Consider the following 15,930-nt stretch of genomic DNA (forward strand, 5'->3'; position numbering starts at 1 on the left):
GCCGGGCGCACCGCCATGGTGCACCTGAAGGACTACCGGATCGGCCAGCTGCCAACGAACACAACTCAAAACCCCCGGGAAAACGGAAGAAAAAAGCTGCAAAATTTGAACCAGCTGTAAAAACCAGACCACACCACGGGGTGGCGGATCCAGTCAATTCAACCAATCCATATAAATAAATTGGTATCAACAAACTTGGCACACTATTGAGTTCTCAAACAACAGACACATTCGAATACTTTTCAAACAAATATTTGAATTCTGATGAATTCTTTGTTATCATTTCTTCGCTGCGATGTTTCTAGCTTATTTCATTCATTTCCACTTTGCAAATCCGGCTATTCTTCCGAAGTTCACTTGGTGGAGTGAATCCGCCCAGCAAAATATGAAGCAATTTTTCATTTCTGCGACTTGCGCATGAACAATTGCTTTTTATTTGTAGGGGGTCTGTCACCACTCAGCGGCGGCGACTCAGAAAACAATACACGCTCCTTCCCGGCCTCGCAAATCGGCCGGAAAGGAGCGTGCACATGACGTCTTGGTAACTGTCAGCCCTAGGAAGCAGCCACTTCCACAGTTGCCAGGTTCTTCTTCCCGCGGCGCAGGAGCAGGTAGCGCCCGTACAGAAGTTCACTGCCCGCAATGACTGCCTCAGGATCGGTCACCTTGGTGTTGTTGACATAGGCGCCGCCTTCACCCACGGTCCGGCGGGCGGCCGATTTACTGTCCGAGAGCCCGGAGGCCACGAGCAGATCCACAATGCCAAGGCCGTCAGCGGCAACACGGGCCGAGGGCAGTTCGGCGGTGGCAGCCGTCAGGGTCCGTTCGTCCAGCGCCAAAAGGTCCCCGCCGCCGAAAAGCGCCGCGGAAGCAGCGATGACCTTTTCCGTTGCCTCAACCCCATGGACCAGGGAGGTCACTTCAAACGCAAGCCGGCGCTGGCCTTCACGGGCAAAGGGACGCTCGGCAATGGAAACTTCCAGGGCTTCGATCTCGGCTCGCGTCAGGAAGGTGAATACCTTCAGCCGCGCGGCAACGTCGGCGTCGGCAGTGTTCAGCCAGAACTGGTAGAACGCGTACGGGCTGCACATCTCCGGATCGAGCCAGATGGCGTTGCCTTCGCTCTTGCCGAACTTGGTGCCGTCCGAATTGGTGATGAGCGGCGTGCCAAGCGCGTGCACGTGCTTGCCCTCAACCTTGCGGATGAGTTCGGTGCCGCTGGTGAGGTTGCCCCACTGGTCAGAGCCGCCGGTCTCCAGCACGCAACCGTAGTCACGGAAGAGCTGGAGGTAATCCATGCCCTGCAGGATCTGGTAGCTGAATTCGGTGTAGCTGATGCCTTCATCCGAGCTCAGGCGGGAGGCAACGGCATCCTTGCGGAGCATGGTGCCGACCCGGAAGTGCTTTCCGATCTCGCGCAGGAAGTCGATGGCGCTCAGGGGCGCGGTCCAGTCCAGGTTGTTAACCATCCTGGCCGCGTTTTCGCCTTCAAAGCTGAGGAAGCGGCGGACCTGTGCCTGGAGGTACCCGACCCATTCGGAAACGGTGTCCTTGGTGTTCAGGGTGCGTTCCGCCGTCGGGCGCGGGTCACCGATCAGGCCTGTCGATCCGCCGACCAGGCCCAGCGGCCTGTGGCCGGCGAGCTGGATGCGGCGCATGAGGAGCAACTGCACGAGGTTGCCCAGGTGCAGGCTTGGCGCGGTGGGATCGAATCCGCAGTAATAGGTGATCGGGTCCCCGGCGAGCAGCTTTTCCAGTTCCACTTCATCAGTGGACACGTGGACCAGGCCGCGCCAGTTGAGCTCTTGCCAGATATTGGCAAAGGTCGGATCGTTCTGCTGGGACTCGAGATCATTTAGTTGGGACACGTGATCTAAGTTAGCAGGATTGCCCGGTCCGCAGCGCTGCGCGGGAGCCAAATGAGCGTTGCATGACAGTGCCGCGGGACCGGCGGGAGGCCGGAACGATCCGGTCCTCCCGCCAGCCGTGTTCCAGGCAGTACCCAAAGGCACCAGCCAGGATCAGCGTTCGATGCCTGCCGGTACCGGAGCGGCGGAGATGAGCCGCAGCCGCTGGGTGGGCCGGGTCATGGCAACGTAGAGGTCCCCCACCCGTCCGTGCTCATGGTTGAGCATCATGGACGGCTCGAGCACCACCACACCGTCGAACTCCAGGCCCTTGGCCTCGCGCGGGCTGATGACGACGATGTCCTGCTCGTAGCTGCCGGCGCCGGTACCGACGCGGCGGCCGTAGGCAGCCCGCAGCGCGGAGGTGGCTTGCGGGAGGAGCTCGCCGTCGGCAATCACCGCAAGCAGGCCGCCGTCGAGCGCGTCCAGCTCATCCGGCAGGACCTCAACGAGCCGGCTGACCACTGACCCGTCATCCACGCGGTCAATGATCGGCGACCAGCGTCCCTCCCGGACCGCTTTGGGAGCCGAAATCACCAGTCCGGCGGCAGTGGCCATCCGGGCTGCAGCCTCCGCGATCTGCGACGGCGTGCGGTAGTTGACGGTGAGTTCCTCAAGCTGCCAGCGGTCGCCGAACATCGGCTCCAGCGCGCTTTGCCAGGACTTGGCCCCGGCCACGGAACTGGTCTGGGCGATGTCGCCGACAATCGTGAACGACTTCAGCGGGCAGCGCCGGACGAGCAGGCGCCACTGCATCGGCGACAGTTCCTGGGCCTCGTCTACAACAATGTGCCCGAATGCCCACGTGCGGTCAGTGGTAGCCCGTTCGGCCGCGGTGAGCCGCGCTTCGCGCTCCTGGTTCTGGTCCACGAGTTCCTCGGCCGTCATCAGGACGTCCACCCCGGCGGTTTCCATGTTCACCAGCGTTTGCTTGGCGTTGGCGATGTCCCGGGCGCGGTCGTGCTCCTGCTGGGCCAGGCCCCGGCCCGCTGCGGGATCAAGCTCGCCCAGAAGTTCAGCGGCCTCGTCCAGCAGCGGAACATCGGCCTCGGTCCAGGGACTGTCGGCCGGGCGGGCCAGCAGCGCGCGCTCAGCGTCGGTCAGCTGGGGCGTGCAGGCTTCAAGGATGGCCGGCTTGCTGAACAGCTCGGAGATGAGCTTCTCCGGCGTCATCGGCATCCAGCAAAGGTTCAGCGCGATCCGGACGTCGCGGGCAGTGCGGACGTCCTCGGCGAGGTACGAGCGGTCGGCGTTATTGCCGATGCTGCCGGCCTCGACGAGCTCGGTCATCTGTTCGGTCAGCTCGCGGAGCAGGATCTTCACGAACGTCAGGCGCGCCTCGTTGTGCGGCTTGTGGGTGGCGCGGGCCTTCTCCCGTGCCCGGCGCACCTGGCGCGGGGTCAGGACCAGCTTGCGGCCGTCCACCTCAAGGATCCGGTTCTCGGCCGGGATGCGCTGCCTGTTGGACACGGCGTTGGCCACGACCTCGGCCATGTCCAGCCGTCCCTTGACGGCCGCGACATCCGCTTCCTGCTCCGGTACGGCATTGATGCCCGGCATGAGCCGCCCGACGCTCGCCATGACCACACCCGTCTCGCCGAGTGACGGCAGGACGCGCTCAATGTACTTCATGAACGACGACGACGGGCCCACGAGGAGCACACCGGCAGTCTTGAGCCGGTCGCGGTGCGTGTACAGGAGGTACGCGGCACGGTGCAGGGCGACGGCGGTCTTGCCTGTTCCGGGTCCGCCCTGGACGACGACGGCGCCGGAGATGGAGGAGCGGATGATCCGGTCCTGTTCCGACTGGATGGTGCCCACGATGTCGGACATGCGTCCGGTGCGCTTGGAGTTCAGGGCGGCCAGGAGTGCGCCCTCCCCCTGCAGGGATTCGTCGTCGGCCAGCATGTCGGCGTCCAGGACGTCGTCTTCAATGGCCTTGACCTCGCGGCCCTGAAGAATCAGGTGGCGGCGGCGGCGCACGCCCTGGCGGTCGAAGGCAGTGGCCTGGTAGAAATGCCCGGCTTCGGGCGCGCGCCAGTCAACCATGAGCCGCTGGAGGTCATCAGTCGTCAGGCCGATACGGCCGATGTACTGCGCCTCCCCTGAGTCCAGGTCAAGGCGGCCAAAAACCAGCCGGTCGTCCACGGCGTCCAACTGCGCCAGGCGGTCCTCATAAAGGGCCGCGAACGCGTCCCGTTCGGAAACGTTCTGCATTGTTCCCACGGCTCCGGCACGGCGGACCTGGGCTAGCTGAGTGCGCTTTTCCTCGCGCAACTCATCAAGGCGGGCATACAGTCCCGCAACATAGTCCCGTTCATGGGCCAAATCAGCGTCGAGCATCGAGACTTTCCCCTATCGCAAAAGACAGACCGTCCATTCTACAACCATTTTGTTGAACGCGCCTGAAACATTTCAGTTCCCCGGTTTTCCGCTTCCCGCTTCGGTCACCGGGTCCACGCCAACGCCGGTTGGACGGCCGTCGCGGGCCCACGCTAGAGCCGGATGAGCGAGCGGACGCGGTGGCCGCTCAGGGCGGAACGGCCGCGAAGCTCGCCGAGTTCCATGACCACGCCCACCCCGGCAACATGCACTCCGCAGCGCTCAAAAAGCCGCGTGGCGGCGCCGAGCGTGCCGCCGGTGGCAAGGACGTCGTCGAGAATCAGCACCCGGCTTCCGGCCGGGAGGTCAGTGGTGTGCAGTTCCAGCGTTGCGCTGCCGTACTCCAGCGCGTAGTCCTCCGAGATCACCTTGCGGGGGAGCTTTCCGGCCTTGCGCACGGTAATCACACCGGTGTTGGTGGCGTAGGCGGCAGCGGCGGCAAGAAGGAAGCCACGTGCTTCCACTCCGGCGACGGCGTCGAACTGGCCCTTAAAGGGCTCCACGAGTGCGTCCACGACGGCGTGGAGGGCAGCACCGTTGGCGAAGACCGGGGTCAGGTCCTTGAAGATGATTCCGGGTTTGGGATAGTCCGGCACCGTCGCGCAGAGGCTGTTGATCAGCTGGTCCACGGGAACGTTTCGTCTGGCTTGGCCCGGCTCGCTTAGATTCACGCATCCACCCTATGCCTGTGGACGCCATTCTTCACGATCCGCGCGCGGCCACAGGGCGGTCCGGGCGGCCCTTCGCAGCCTTGTAGCGCGAGACCGTGGGATCCCCGGTCAGCCAGAACCGCCATGGATACGCATGGCTGCCGCCCGCACCCGAAACCCCCACGCGCGGCCCGGTGCTGATCTCACGTGCCCGTGCCACGGGCAGCTCCAGCCTGAACGGCTCACCGAGGGCGTCCCGCCCGCTGTCCGCCGTCGTCAGCCCCAGTGCCGTGGCGAGCCGGGCGGGCCCGCTGGCCAGGTCTTTGGAGGATTTCGACGTCGTGCGCCTGGCCCGGGCAAGGTCCTCGCCGCCCACTATTTCCCCGCCCCGCAGCAGCAGGGCCGACGCCGTTCCGGGCGGTCCGCAAACAATGTTGGCGCAATAGTGCATGCCGTAGGTGAAGTAGACATAAAGGTGCCCGGCGGGGCCGAACATGGGTGTGTTGCGTCCGGTCTGTCCGCGGAAGGTGTGGGAACCGGGGTCCGGGTGCGGGGAGTCACGGGGGCCCAGATAAGCCTCCACCTCGGTGATCCGTACGGAAACGGCACCCTCCGGGCTGTCATGCGTCAGGACGGCGCCAAGCACCAGGGGCGCCACGTGCCGGGCGTCACCGGACAGCACTTGCCGCACGAAGTGTTCGTGTCCGGGGCGCGGCGGGCTGCTGCTCATGCACTGACTTTAACAAAGCGTCGCCGCGTCAGGGTCCCCACGGCCGTGTCCGATTTCCGCTAGCCCCCGCTGCGGGGACCTGACAGGATGGAGCCATGGACTTCTGGCAGCGCTACCGGGCAATCGATGCCCGCGACACCCGTTTCGACGGGCAGTTCTACACCGCTGTCCGGACAACCGGCATCTATTGCCGCCCCTCGTGCCCGGCCAGGACGCCGAAGGCGGAAAACGTCACGTTCTACGAAACCTCCGCTGCGGCCCACGACGCGGGGTACCGGGCCTGCAAGCGGTGCCTGCCGGAGGCCGTTCCGGGCACGCCGGCATGGAACATCCGTTCCGACATTGCGGGGCGGGCCATGCGGCTCATCAACGACGGCGTGATCAACCGCGACGGCGTGGAAGGGCTCGCTTCGCGGCTCGGCTACTCGTCGCGGCAGCTCAACCGGATCCTTACCCACGAACTGGGCGCCGGTCCCCTATCGCTGGCGCGGGCCGGCAGGGCCCAGACCGCCCGGACGCTTCTGGTGTCCACGCAGATGAAGCTGGCCGACGTGGCGTTCGCAGCGGGGTTCAGCAGCGTCCGCCAGTTCAATGAAACCATCGGCGAGGTCTTCGCCATGACGCCGACGGCGCTCCGGGGCACGGCAGTCCGGGGCAGCGCAGTTCGGGGGACCGCCAGTCACCACCGGGCGCCGGCCGCGACCACGGCGCTGACGCTGAACCTGCCCTACCGTCAACCGTTCGATCCGGGCGTCTTCGATTTCCTCGCGGTCCGGGCCATTCCCGGGATCGAGGCCGGCACCGCATCGTCTTACGCCAGGACCCTGCGGCTCCCGCACGCTGACGCCCGCTTTGGCATAACGTACGACGCCGGCGCCCCGGGGCGGCCCTTGGTCCTCACCATCGGTGCGGTGGATCTCCGGGACCTGCCGTCACTGCTGAGCCGGGTCCGTCGGCTCCTGGATCTCGACGCCGACCCGGTGGCCATCGACGGCGCACTGGCAGCAGATCCGCGGCTGGCACCGGCTGTCAAAGCCTTCCCGGGCATGCGGATGCCCGGGGCTGTGGATCCGCAGGAATTGCTGATCCGGGCCATGATCGGCCAGCAGATCACCGTCGCGGCCGCCCGGACCGCACTCACCCAACTGTCCGCCTGCGGGAGCGAGAGCCTGGTGCCGGCGGATGGGCTGCACCGGCTCTTCCCCACAGCGGCCGAGATCGCCGACCAGGGTTTTGGCCTGTTGCGTGGACCCCGGCGGCGGATCGACTCCGTTCGGGCCGCCGCCGGTGCCATGGCCGCAGGGGACCTCGACTTCGGCTATGGAGACGACCTCGCCGGGCTGCAATCGAAGCTCCTCCCCTTGCCAGGCATGGGTCCGTGGACCGTGGGATACGTCGCCATGCGCGTGATCGGAGCGCCCGACGTGTTCCTGGCCAATGACGCGGCCGTCCGCAACGGTATCCTCGCCCTCAGAGCCGGCGACCCGGCGGGCGCCGGCTCCCGGGAGTCCGCCGGCTGCCTGGAAGACGGCCGGCTGCCCGGCAAGCTCACGCCGGACTTCACCGAAGTGAGCCCCTGGCGTTCATATGCCACCATGCACCTCTGGCGGGCGGCCGCCATAAGCCCGAAGCCCAGGCAGACGCGGCAGACGCAGCAGACGCAGCAGGCGCCGGTGCTGTCCGCCGTACCGCAGATTTAACCCTAATGAGTTAACCCCGCCGATTTCTCAGCCCCGTAGTTTTAACCCAGGAAAGTGAAGAAATGAAAGCCGAACTTCTGACCATGTCCACTCCGGACGGTCCGTTCACGATCATTGCCCGCGATGGTGCCGTCCTGGCGTCCGGCTGGACTGCCGAGACTGCGGAGCTGACCGGGCAGATCCATCCCGAACTGCTGCCGGATGAATTCGTCCCTGTCCTGGACCTGGGCGAAATCTCCGACGCCGTTACGGCTTTCTACGCCGGCGATCCGGCACCGGCCATGCGGGTGCCCGTACTGCAGAAATCGGGGCCTTTCCGCAGCCATGCCTGGGATGTCCTCCGCACGGTGAGCCCGGGACGGCCGGTCACCTACACCGAATACGCGGAGCTGTCCGGAAACCCGCGGGCCGTCCGGGCGGCGGCGAGTGCCTGCGCGTTCAACGCGGCGGCCCTGTTCGTGCCATGCCACCGCGTGGTGCGTACAGACGGAACCCTGGGCGGATTCAGGTGGGGACTCGCCGTCAAGCAAAGCCTGCTGGGACGCGAAAAGAGCTGACGGGAACCCCGGGGCGGCGACCGGCCGGATTACCTGCCGGGCGCCTTGCTTGCCGGCCCGTTCAATTGCTGATCGGACCTACTTGGTGCTCGGAACTCCCGAGGGCCAGGGCAGCAACTCCGGAAGATCCACGCCGTCGGCCGCAGCAGACGCCCGCAGGCTGCCGAGGGAAGGTTCGCGCCCCGCGAGCCAGGCCGCGATGTCCGTCAGCATTCCGTTGATGACTGTGGACCGGTTTCCGGTGCCGACGGTCACGGGCGGAAGGCCGAGTGGCTGCAGCACGAACCGCTGCCCGTCCGGCACCCGGGCTGCCAGGAAATCGAACAGGTGCTCGCAGAAGGGCCGGCTCCAGGTTTCCGGGCCGAGGCCGGTCTTGAGGTCCGAGGCATGGATCACGAGTTCCCGCCAGAGCGCGAACCCGCCGTCCTGCACCACACCCCCGCGGTAGGAAATCGGAACCTGCCAGCCACCTGCGTCCAGGGAATCGAAGGCCCGCATGGCGCGCTCCAGCGCAGAGTCCAGATCGGCCCGGTGTTCCGCCAGGGTGTGGCCGGCTGCCATTTCGATGGCCTTGGTGCGGCCCTCTTGGCCGCCGTCGTATAGTTCCACGGTTTCGCCGCGCGCGGCGAATTCCAGTTGACGGGCCATCGCGTTCGAAATACCGGCCAGGTGGGCGAGCACGTGGCCCCGCGTCCAGCCCGGCAGCAGTGAGGATGCCGGGACGTCTTCTTCGGCGAGTTTGCCGGCCTGGGAGGCAACGACGTCGGCGGCTTTGTGGAGTTCGGCGAGCAGCGCTTCCGTTGTGATTGCGGTCATACCCGCCATCGTAGCGGACAGTTAATCGTCCTTAACGCAGGCCGGTACCCTGACCGGGGCTGTCCGGGGCTGGACCGAGCGGACCGGCTCCGTAGCGGTGGCGGACGTGGCGGCGGTCGTGCCGGGCCTGCCAGAACTCAATCTCGAGCGGCTGCACGGCGTAGAGCTGCCAGTCCGGATTGCTGCTGCCGTCCGCCGCAGGCCTGGCGGCCCAGTCTGCCGCCGACGCCTCGGCGGACAGCTCAACGACGCCGCCGGCCACGCGGACCTGCCGGCCCTGCAGCGGCCAGTAGAAATTCAGTGCAGCCTTCGGTGTCGCCGCGAGTTCCTGGCCTTTGCGCGAGGTGCGGGACGTCGCGATGTGCCAGCCGTCGTCGTCAATGTCTTTCAGGATCAGCATCCGGGACGACGGCTGGGCATTGGCTCCCACGGTGGCCAGGCTGCACGCATGCGGCTGGAGTTCCCCGGCCGCAAGCGCCTCCGCAAGCCAGTGCCGGAACAGCTCGGCCGGGTCCTCCGGTGCAGCCTCGGGGTCAAAATCCGGCAGGTCGTCGGGGAAGTCGGGCAGGGCGCGGAGGTACCGGCGGAAGGATTCGCTCATGCAGCCACCCTAAACGCAGAACGCTCTCTCAGTTATTGCATGAATATTGGCAACGCTCTCTCACTTTCTCAAGGAAAGTGAGAGAGCGTCGGCCAAATAGTTGCAACAAGTGAGAGAGCGTGCGGCTGTTACCCGGCGTATTCCCGCACGCCGGCGAGCTCGCCCTCGAGGGCTAGCAGCTGGCGTTCGACGGCGGCCGGCGCCGTTCCGCCCTGGGAGTTGCGGCTGTTGAGCGAGCCTTCGGTGGACAGGACAGTACGGACCTCCGGCGTCAGGTGCTCCGAGATGGCGGCGTATTCCTCGTCCGTCAGGTCCCACAGCTCAACATCCCGGCTTTCGGCCTGCTTCACCGCCGCTCCGGAGAGCTCGTGCGCTTCGCGGAACGGAACACCCTGGCGGACCAGCCATTCGGCAATGTCCGTGGCCAGCGCAAAGCCCTGGGGTGCCAGGGACTCCATCCGCTCCGTGTTGAACTTCAGCGTCGCGATCATGCCGGAAACTGCCGGGAGCAGCAGCTCCAGGGTGTCGGCGGCGTCGAAGACCGGCTCCTTGTCCTCCTGCAGGTCGCGGTTGTACGCGAGCGGCAGGCCCTTCAGGGTGGCCAGCAGCCCGGTCAGGTTGCCGATCAGCCGGCCGGCCTTGCCGCGGGCGAGCTCGGCAACGTCCGGGTTCTTTTTCTGCGGCATGATCGAGGAGCCGGTGGAGTAGGAGTCGTGCAGGGTGACGAAGGAGAACTCCTTCGTTGCCCACAGGATCACTTCCTCCGACACGCGGGAGAGGTCAACCCCGATCATCGCGGTAACCCAGGCGAACTCGGCGAAGACGTCGCGCGAGGCGGTGCCGTCGATCGAGTTGTGCGTGGCTGAGAAGAAGCCCAGGTCCGCTGCCACGGCTTCCGGGTCCAGGCCCAGCGAGGAGCCCGCGAGGGCTCCCGAACCGTACGGCGAAACCCCTGCGCGCTTGTCCCAGTCCTGCAGCCGCTGCACGTCACGCAGCAGCGCCCAGGCGTGCGCCAGCAGGTGGTGGCTGAGCAGTACCGGCTGGGCGTGCTGGAGGTGCGTGCGGCCGGGCATGGCCACGCCGCGGTGCTCCTTGGCCTGGCCGATCAGCGCATCAATCGTGGCGAGCACGCCGCGGGCGACGATCCGCGCGTGGTCACGCAGGAACATCCGGCCGAGGGTTGCCACCTGGTCGTTGCGGGACCGGCCTGCGCGGAGCTTGCCGCCCAGCTGGGTGCCGGCACGCTCGATGAGTCCGCGTTCCAGCGAACCGTGCACGTCCTCATCGGACTCCGCCGGCAGGTAGGCTCCGGAGGCGACGTCGTCGTCCAGCCGGGTCAGGGCGTCGAGCATGCCCGCGAGTTCGGCGTCGTCCAGCAGGCCGGCCTTGTGCAGCACGCGGGCGTGCGCCTTGGACCCGGCGATGTCGTAGCGGGCCAGCCGCCAGTCGAAGTGCGTGGACTTGCTCAGCGCCGCGAGGGCGTCGGCGGGGCCGCCGGCGAACCGGCCGCCCCACAGCGCACCCGTGTTGGTGGCTTCGGACTTTTGCTCAGCCACAGGGGCTACTTTCCTGCGACGCGGATGTCGCGGCCGGAGGCAACCTTGGCGGACATGCCCCACAGTTCGATGAAGCCGCGTGCCATCGACTGGTCGAAGGTGTCGCCGGTGTCGTAGGTGGCGAGGTCGAAGTCGTAGAGCGAGGTCTCGGAGCGGCGTCCGTTGACGATCGCCTGGCCGCCGTGCAGGGTCATGCGGATGTCACCGGAGACGTACTTCTGGGTGTCTTCGATGAAGGCGTCGAGGGAGCGCTTCAGCGGGGAGAACCACTGGCCGTCGTAGACCAGTTCTGCCCAGCGCTGGCCCACCGTGGCCTTGAAGCGGGCCTGCTCGCGCTCCACCGTGATGTCCTCGAGGTGCTTGTGCGCGGTGATCAGCGCCATGGCTCCGGGGGCCTCATAGATCTCGCGGGACTTGATGCCGACAAGGCGGTCCTCGACGACGTCGATCCGGCCCACGCCCTGGGCGCCTGCGCGGCGGTTGAGTTCCTTGATGGCCTGCAGCGGGGTGACCTTGACGCCGTCGATCGCTACCGGAACGCCGGCTTCGAAGGAGATGGTGACTTCATCCGGTGCCGGCGGGAACTCCGGGGTGGCGGTGTAGTCGTAGATGTCCTTGGTGGGGGCGTTCCAGATGTCTTCGAGGTAGCCGGTTTCGACGGCGCGGCCCCAGACGTTCTGGTCGATCGAGTACGGGTTCTTCTTGGTGGTCTCGATCGGCAATCCCTTTTCCTCGGCGAAGGCGATGGCCTTGTCGCGGGTCAGGGCGAGGTCGCGGACCGGGGCGATGCACTTCAGGTCCGGGCCGAGGGTCTGGATGCCCACCTCGAAGCGGACCTGGTCGTTGCCCTTGCCCGTGCAGCCGTGGGCCACCGTGGTGGCGCCGAATTCGCGGGCGGCCTTGACCAGGTGCTTGACGATCACCGGGCGGGAGATCGCGGAAACCAGCGGGTAGTGGCCCTGGTAGAGCGCGTTGGCCTTCAGCGTGGGCATGCAGTACTCGTTGGCGAACTCGTCGCTGGCGTCGGCCACGTAAGCCTCGACGGCGCCGCAGCCCAGGGCACGCTGGCGGATGGTCTCCAGCGACTCGCCGCCCTGTCCGACGTCGACGGCGACGGCGATCACCTCGGCACCGGTCGCTTCACCGATCCAGCCGATCGCTACGGAAGTATCCAGGCCACCGGAGTAGGCCAGCACAATACGCTCAGTCACTTCAAATGCTCCTTAGTTGTTTGGTTCTTGGTTGTCTTCAAGCTTATGGCCGGCTTCTTCGGCAAACTGCAGGAAGCGGGCGGCCACTTCGGCGCCGCCCAGCGGGTCCCGGGTGACCAGCAGCACGGTGTCGTCGCCGGCAATGGTCCCCAGGATGGACGGCATCACCGAGTGGTCGATCGCCAGGGCCAGGAAGTTCGCTGCCCCCGGCGGGGTCCTCAGCACCACGATATTGGCCGAGGCCTCCGCCGTCACCAGCAGTTCGCCGCACAGGCGGGCGAGCCTGGCATCCAGGATCTCCTGGGTGACGCCGGCCTTGGCCGCACGCTCCCCGCCCTCCCCCGGAACGGCGTACACCAGCACGCCGTCCTTGCCGCGGACCCGGACTGCGCCGAGTTCCACAAGGTCGCGGGACAGCGTGGCCTGGGTGACCTGGACGCCGTCGTCCGCCAGCAGCGCGGCAAGCTCTGCCTGCGAACGGACGGACTCACCGGTCAGGATCGCGGTGATCCGCGCCAGCCTGGCCGTTTTGGTGGCCGGGCTCGCGCCCGGTACCGACGGGTTGGTGGACACTAGAACGTGCTCTCCCCGGTTCCTTCAACGGGCGACAGACCCTCGACGAAGGCCAGCCCCGACCGGTGCATGAGCCAGGCCATTAGCGCCTTCTGGGCGTGCAGGCGGTTTTCCGCCTCATCCCAGACGATCGACTGCGGACCGTCGATGACCCCCGCGGAGATCTCATAGCCCCGGTATGCCGGCAGGCAGTGAAGCACGACGGCGTCCGGCGCCGCGAGCTGCATCGCCGCTTCATCCACGGAATAGTCGCGGAACAGCTGGAGCCGGGCTTCCTTCTCGGCCTCCTGGCCCATGGACACCCAGGTGTCGGTGGCAACGACGTCGGCACCCTTGAGAGCTTCCGCGGCGTCCGTGGTGATCAGCACCGAACCGCCCGTTTCCGCAGCCCGCTCCTCCGCGGCAGCGACGATGTCTGCGGCCGGCAGGTAGCCGTCCGGGCCTGCAATGCGCACGTGCATCCCTGCGGTCACGCCGGCCAGCAGGTAGGAGTTGGCCATATTGTTGGCGGAGTCGCCGAGGTAGCTCATGGTGAGGCCCTTGAGCTCGCCCTTGTGTTCCTTGACGGCCAGGAGGTCGGCGAGGAGCTGGCAGGGGTGGTAGTCGTCGCACAGGGCGTTGATGACGGGGACTTTGGAGTTCTCGGCCATGGCCACCAGCCCGGAGTGCGCACCGGTGCGCCACACGATGGTGGAGACCATGCGCTCGAGGACCTTGGCGGTGTCCTCCACTGATTCCTTGTGGCCGATCTGCGCCTCACCCGGGTTGATGATGAGGGCGTTTCCGCCCATGTCGGCCACGCCGGTGGCGAAGGACACCCGGGTACGGGTGGACGTCTTATCGAAGATGACGGCGACAGTCTTGCGTCCGCTGCCTTCGGCGGCAAAGGGCTGGACGCTGTAGGGCGCAGCCTTCATGCGGACCGCGAGATCCAGGACCTCGGCCTGTTCGGCCGGGGTGAGGTCGGTGTCCTTGAGGAAGTGACGGGTGGTTGCGGAGCTGGTCACTGGGCATCCTTTGCGGTCTGGAGGAGCGTGGGCAGGGCCTGGATGAAGCTGTCGGCCTGATCGGCAGTCAGGATCAGCGGCGGGGCAAGGCGGATGGTGCGCGGACCCGGGCTGTTGACGATGAACCCGGCGTCCAGTCCGGCGGTCACCACAGCGGCGGCGATGTCCGCGTCCAGGTCAAAGCCGATCAGGAGGCCTTCGCCTCGCACTTCCGTGACGCCGTCGACGTCGGCGAGCTTCGAGCGGAGGCGTTCACCCACGGTGCGGACGTTGTCCAGGACCCGCTGGCTTTCAATCGCGTGCAAGGTGGCCAGTGCGGCCGCCGTTGCCACCGGGTTCCCGCCGAAGGTGGTGCCGTGCTGGCCGGCCGTGAGGAGCGAGGACGTTTCAGGGCCGAAGGTGACCAGCGCCCCGATCGGGAAGCCGCCGCCCAGTCCCTTGGCCAGGGTCACGGCGTCCGGGACGATCCCGGCGTCTTCGCTGGCCAGCCATTTTCCCGTGCGCCCGATGCCGGTCTGCACCTCGTCGAGGATCAGGAGCGCGCCGGCCTTAGTCGTGGCCTCGCGTGCTGCCTGCAGGTAGCCGGCGGGCAGTGGCCGGACGCCTGCTTCGCCCTGGATCGGTTCGAGGAAGACAGCCGCCGTGGTTTCGTCGATTTCCCCGAGCAGGGCATCAATATCCCCGAACGGGATGTGGACAACACCGCCCGGAAGCGGTTCGAACGGCGCGCGGTAGGCAGCCTTGGCGGTCAATGCCAAAGCACCCATGGTCCGGCCGTGGAAGGCACCTTCGAGCGCGATGATCTTGGTCCGCCGCGCGACGGCGCTGCCGGGGCCGGCCGGCGCCTCCGCACCGGAGTTGCGGCGGGCCAGTTTGAAGGCGGCCTCCACCGCCTCCGTGCCGGAGTTGGCGAAGAACACTTTGGACCCCGCCGGCGCCTTGGCCAGTTCGAGCAGCTTCTCGGCCAGGGCGATCTGCGTGGGGCTGGTGAAGAAGTTGGAGACGTGGCCCAGGGTGGCCAACTGGCTGGAGATCACCGACGTCACGAACGGGTGGGCGTGGCCCATCGCATTCACCGCGATGCCGCCCAGCAGGTCCAGGTACTCCTTGCCGTCGGCGTCCCAGACCAGGCAGCCGGCGCCGCGGACCAGGACACGCTGCGGCGTACCGAAAACGCCCATGAGGGACGAGGAATACCGGTTCAGCCACTCGGCACCGGTCGGGTGGCCCTTGGTTTCTACGAGCTCGACTACGGGGGACTTTTCAACCTGGCTCATGCGTTCGTTTCCTCGTCCGGGACCACCTGCGTGCCGATGCCCGCGGTGGTGAATGTTTCCAGCAGCATGGAGTGCGGCAGCCGGCCGTCAACGATGTGGGCGCGTTCCACGCCGTCGTCAACCGCCTTCAGGCAGGCGGCCATCTTGGGGATCATGCCGGATTCAAGCCTCGGCAGCATCTCGCGCAGCTCCGACGCCGTCAGGGACGAAATGAGGGACGACTTGTCCGGCCAATTCGCATAGAGGCCCTCGACGTCGGTCAGGATGACCAGCTTGGAGGCGCCCAGGGCAGACGCGACGGCGGCCGCCGCGGTGTCCGCGTTGACGTTGAGCACCTGTCCGGTGGTGGAACCGTCGTCGGCGATCTCCGGTGCCACGGTAGAGATCACGGGGATCCGGCCGGCAGCGAGAATGTCCACGATGCCCTCCGGGTTGACGCCCACGACTTCCCCGACCAGGCCCAGGTCCACCTCCTCGCCGTCCACGACGGTTCCGGTGCGGACGGCGCGCAGCAGGCCGCCGTCTTCACCGGACATGCCCACGGCGTACGGGCCGTGGGAGTTGATCAGGCCCACAAGTTCGCGGCCCACCTGGCCGGTCAGGACCATACGGACCACGTCCATGGCCTCGGGGGTGGTGACGCGCAGCCCGCCCTTGAACTCGGACTCGATGCCGAGCCGGCTGAGCATGGAGTTGATCTGCGGGCCGCCCCCGTGCACCACCACGGGGTGGATGCCCACGTGGTGCAGGAACACGACATCCTCGGCGAACGCCCGGCGGAGTTCCTCGTTGACCATGGCGTTGCCGCCGTACTTGATCACCATGGTGGTGCCGGCAAAGCGCTGGATCCAGGGCAGGGCCTCGATCAACGTGCCGGCTTTGTCCTGGGCATCACTCATGGACGTCGTCTCGCGTGTCTGGGTGTTCATGCTGCTGCTGTCTCCCCGGAAGGTCGGTGCTTCG

The 15,930-nt window shown here is 66.6% G+C and carries 14 protein-coding genes; 2 read left to right on the plus strand and 12 right to left on the minus strand.

Annotated elements, in window-relative coordinates:
• Window positions 1–554 precede the first annotated feature (554 nt).
• From tyrS to ASF98_RS04765, 4 genes are all read right to left on the minus strand, one after another.
• On the minus strand, window positions 555–1,868 hold the full coding sequence (tyrS, locus tag ASF98_RS04750; protein ID WP_055798223.1) for a tyrosine--tRNA ligase: 1,314 nt from the start codon (window positions 1,866–1,868) through the stop codon (window positions 555–557).
• A 153-nt stretch (window positions 1,869–2,021) separates the two neighbouring features.
• The gene (locus tag ASF98_RS04755) at window positions 2,022–4,250 is read right to left on the minus strand and encodes a HelD family protein (RefSeq protein WP_055798226.1); all 2,229 of its coding nucleotides are present in this window, start codon (window positions 4,248–4,250) and stop codon (window positions 2,022–2,024) included.
• Between the two features lie 152 nt (window positions 4,251–4,402).
• Window positions 4,403–4,960, minus strand: a complete 558-nt coding sequence (locus ASF98_RS04760) for an adenine phosphoribosyltransferase (protein WP_055798229.1) — start codon at window positions 4,958–4,960, stop codon at window positions 4,403–4,405.
• 31 nt (window positions 4,961–4,991) lie between these two features.
• Window positions 4,992–5,669 carry a DNA-3-methyladenine glycosylase gene (locus ASF98_RS04765; RefSeq protein WP_055798232.1) on the minus strand — a complete coding sequence of 226 codons (678 nt, stop codon included), beginning with the start codon at window positions 5,667–5,669 and terminating at the stop codon, window positions 4,992–4,994.
• A 95-nt stretch (window positions 5,670–5,764) separates the two neighbouring features.
• Between ASF98_RS04765 and ASF98_RS04770 the strand changes: the two genes are divergently transcribed.
• Complete coding sequence (locus ASF98_RS04770) at window positions 5,765–7,369, plus strand: DNA-3-methyladenine glycosylase 2 family protein (RefSeq protein ID WP_055798235.1); 1,605 nt, start codon at window positions 5,765–5,767, stop codon at window positions 7,367–7,369.
• A 62-nt stretch (window positions 7,370–7,431) separates the two neighbouring features.
• Complete coding sequence (locus ASF98_RS04775; protein ID WP_055798238.1) at window positions 7,432–7,926, plus strand: methylated-DNA--[protein]-cysteine S-methyltransferase; 495 nt, start codon at window positions 7,432–7,434, stop codon at window positions 7,924–7,926.
• A 78-nt stretch (window positions 7,927–8,004) separates the two neighbouring features.
• On the opposite strand, the gene ASF98_RS04780 is transcribed toward ASF98_RS04775, so the two are convergent.
• From ASF98_RS04780 to argB, 8 genes are all read right to left on the minus strand, one after another.
• The gene (locus tag ASF98_RS04780; RefSeq protein ID WP_055798239.1) at window positions 8,005–8,742 is read right to left on the minus strand and encodes a maleylpyruvate isomerase family mycothiol-dependent enzyme; all 738 of its coding nucleotides are present in this window, start codon (window positions 8,740–8,742) and stop codon (window positions 8,005–8,007) included.
• Window positions 8,743–8,773: 31 nt separating this feature from the next.
• On the minus strand, window positions 8,774–9,343 hold the full coding sequence (locus ASF98_RS04785; protein WP_055798242.1) for a pyridoxamine 5'-phosphate oxidase family protein: 570 nt from the start codon (window positions 9,341–9,343) through the stop codon (window positions 8,774–8,776).
• A 128-nt stretch (window positions 9,344–9,471) separates the two neighbouring features.
• Window positions 9,472–10,899: an argininosuccinate lyase gene (gene argH, locus ASF98_RS04790; RefSeq protein ID WP_055798246.1), complete on the minus strand. Its 1,428-nt coding sequence runs from the start codon at window positions 10,897–10,899 to the stop codon at window positions 9,472–9,474.
• A 5-nt stretch (window positions 10,900–10,904) separates the two neighbouring features.
• Window positions 10,905–12,110 (minus strand): argininosuccinate synthase, encoded by a 1,206-nt coding sequence (locus ASF98_RS04795; protein ID WP_028271904.1) that lies wholly within the window; start codon window positions 12,108–12,110, stop codon window positions 10,905–10,907.
• A 12-nt stretch (window positions 12,111–12,122) separates the two neighbouring features.
• A complete protein-coding gene (locus ASF98_RS04800; RefSeq protein WP_055798249.1) occupies window positions 12,123–12,683 on the minus strand; it encodes an arginine repressor in 561 nt (186 codons plus the stop codon).
• Window positions 12,683–13,690: an ornithine carbamoyltransferase gene (gene argF / locus ASF98_RS04805; RefSeq protein WP_055798252.1), complete on the minus strand. Its 1,008-nt coding sequence runs from the start codon at window positions 13,688–13,690 to the stop codon at window positions 12,683–12,685. Before argF ends, ASF98_RS04800 begins: the two co-directional genes overlap by 1 nt.
• Window positions 13,687–14,967: an acetylornithine transaminase gene (locus tag ASF98_RS04810; RefSeq protein WP_055798255.1), complete on the minus strand. Its 1,281-nt coding sequence runs from the start codon at window positions 14,965–14,967 to the stop codon at window positions 13,687–13,689. Before ASF98_RS04810 ends, argF begins: the two co-directional genes overlap by 4 nt.
• On the minus strand, window positions 14,964–15,896 hold the full coding sequence (gene argB / locus ASF98_RS04815) for an acetylglutamate kinase (RefSeq protein WP_055798258.1): 933 nt from the start codon (window positions 15,894–15,896) through the stop codon (window positions 14,964–14,966). Before argB ends, ASF98_RS04810 begins: the two co-directional genes overlap by 4 nt.
• Window positions 15,897–15,930 lie beyond the last annotated feature (34 nt).

It is taken from the genome of Arthrobacter sp. Leaf337 (assembly GCF_001423745.1).
Classification (GTDB): Bacteria; Actinomycetota; Actinomycetes; order Actinomycetales; family Micrococcaceae; genus Arthrobacter.

Coding starts and splice junctions, on each gene's coding strand:
- argB (WP_055798258.1), bottom strand. CDS start 15,896: ATGAACACCCAGACACGCGAGACGACGTCCATGAGTGATGCCCAGGAC.
- ASF98_RS04780 (WP_055798239.1), bottom strand. CDS start 8,742: ATGACCGCAATCACAACGGAAGCGCTGCTCGCCGAACTCCACAAAGCC.
- ASF98_RS04765 (WP_055798232.1), bottom strand. CDS start 5,669: ATGAGCAGCAGCCCGCCGCGCCCCGGACACGAACACTTCGTGCGGCAA.
- ASF98_RS04775 (WP_055798238.1), top strand. CDS start 7,432: ATGAAAGCCGAACTTCTGACCATGTCCACTCCGGACGGTCCGTTCACG.
- ASF98_RS04785 (WP_055798242.1), bottom strand. CDS start 9,343: ATGAGCGAATCCTTCCGCCGGTACCTCCGCGCCCTGCCCGACTTCCCC.
- ASF98_RS04770 (WP_055798235.1), top strand. CDS start 5,765: ATGGACTTCTGGCAGCGCTACCGGGCAATCGATGCCCGCGACACCCGT.
- ASF98_RS04755 (WP_055798226.1), bottom strand. CDS start 4,250: ATGCTCGACGCTGATTTGGCCCATGAACGGGACTATGTTGCGGGACTG.
- ASF98_RS04810 (WP_055798255.1), bottom strand. CDS start 14,967: ATGAGCCAGGTTGAAAAGTCCCCCGTAGTCGAGCTCGTAGAAACCAAG.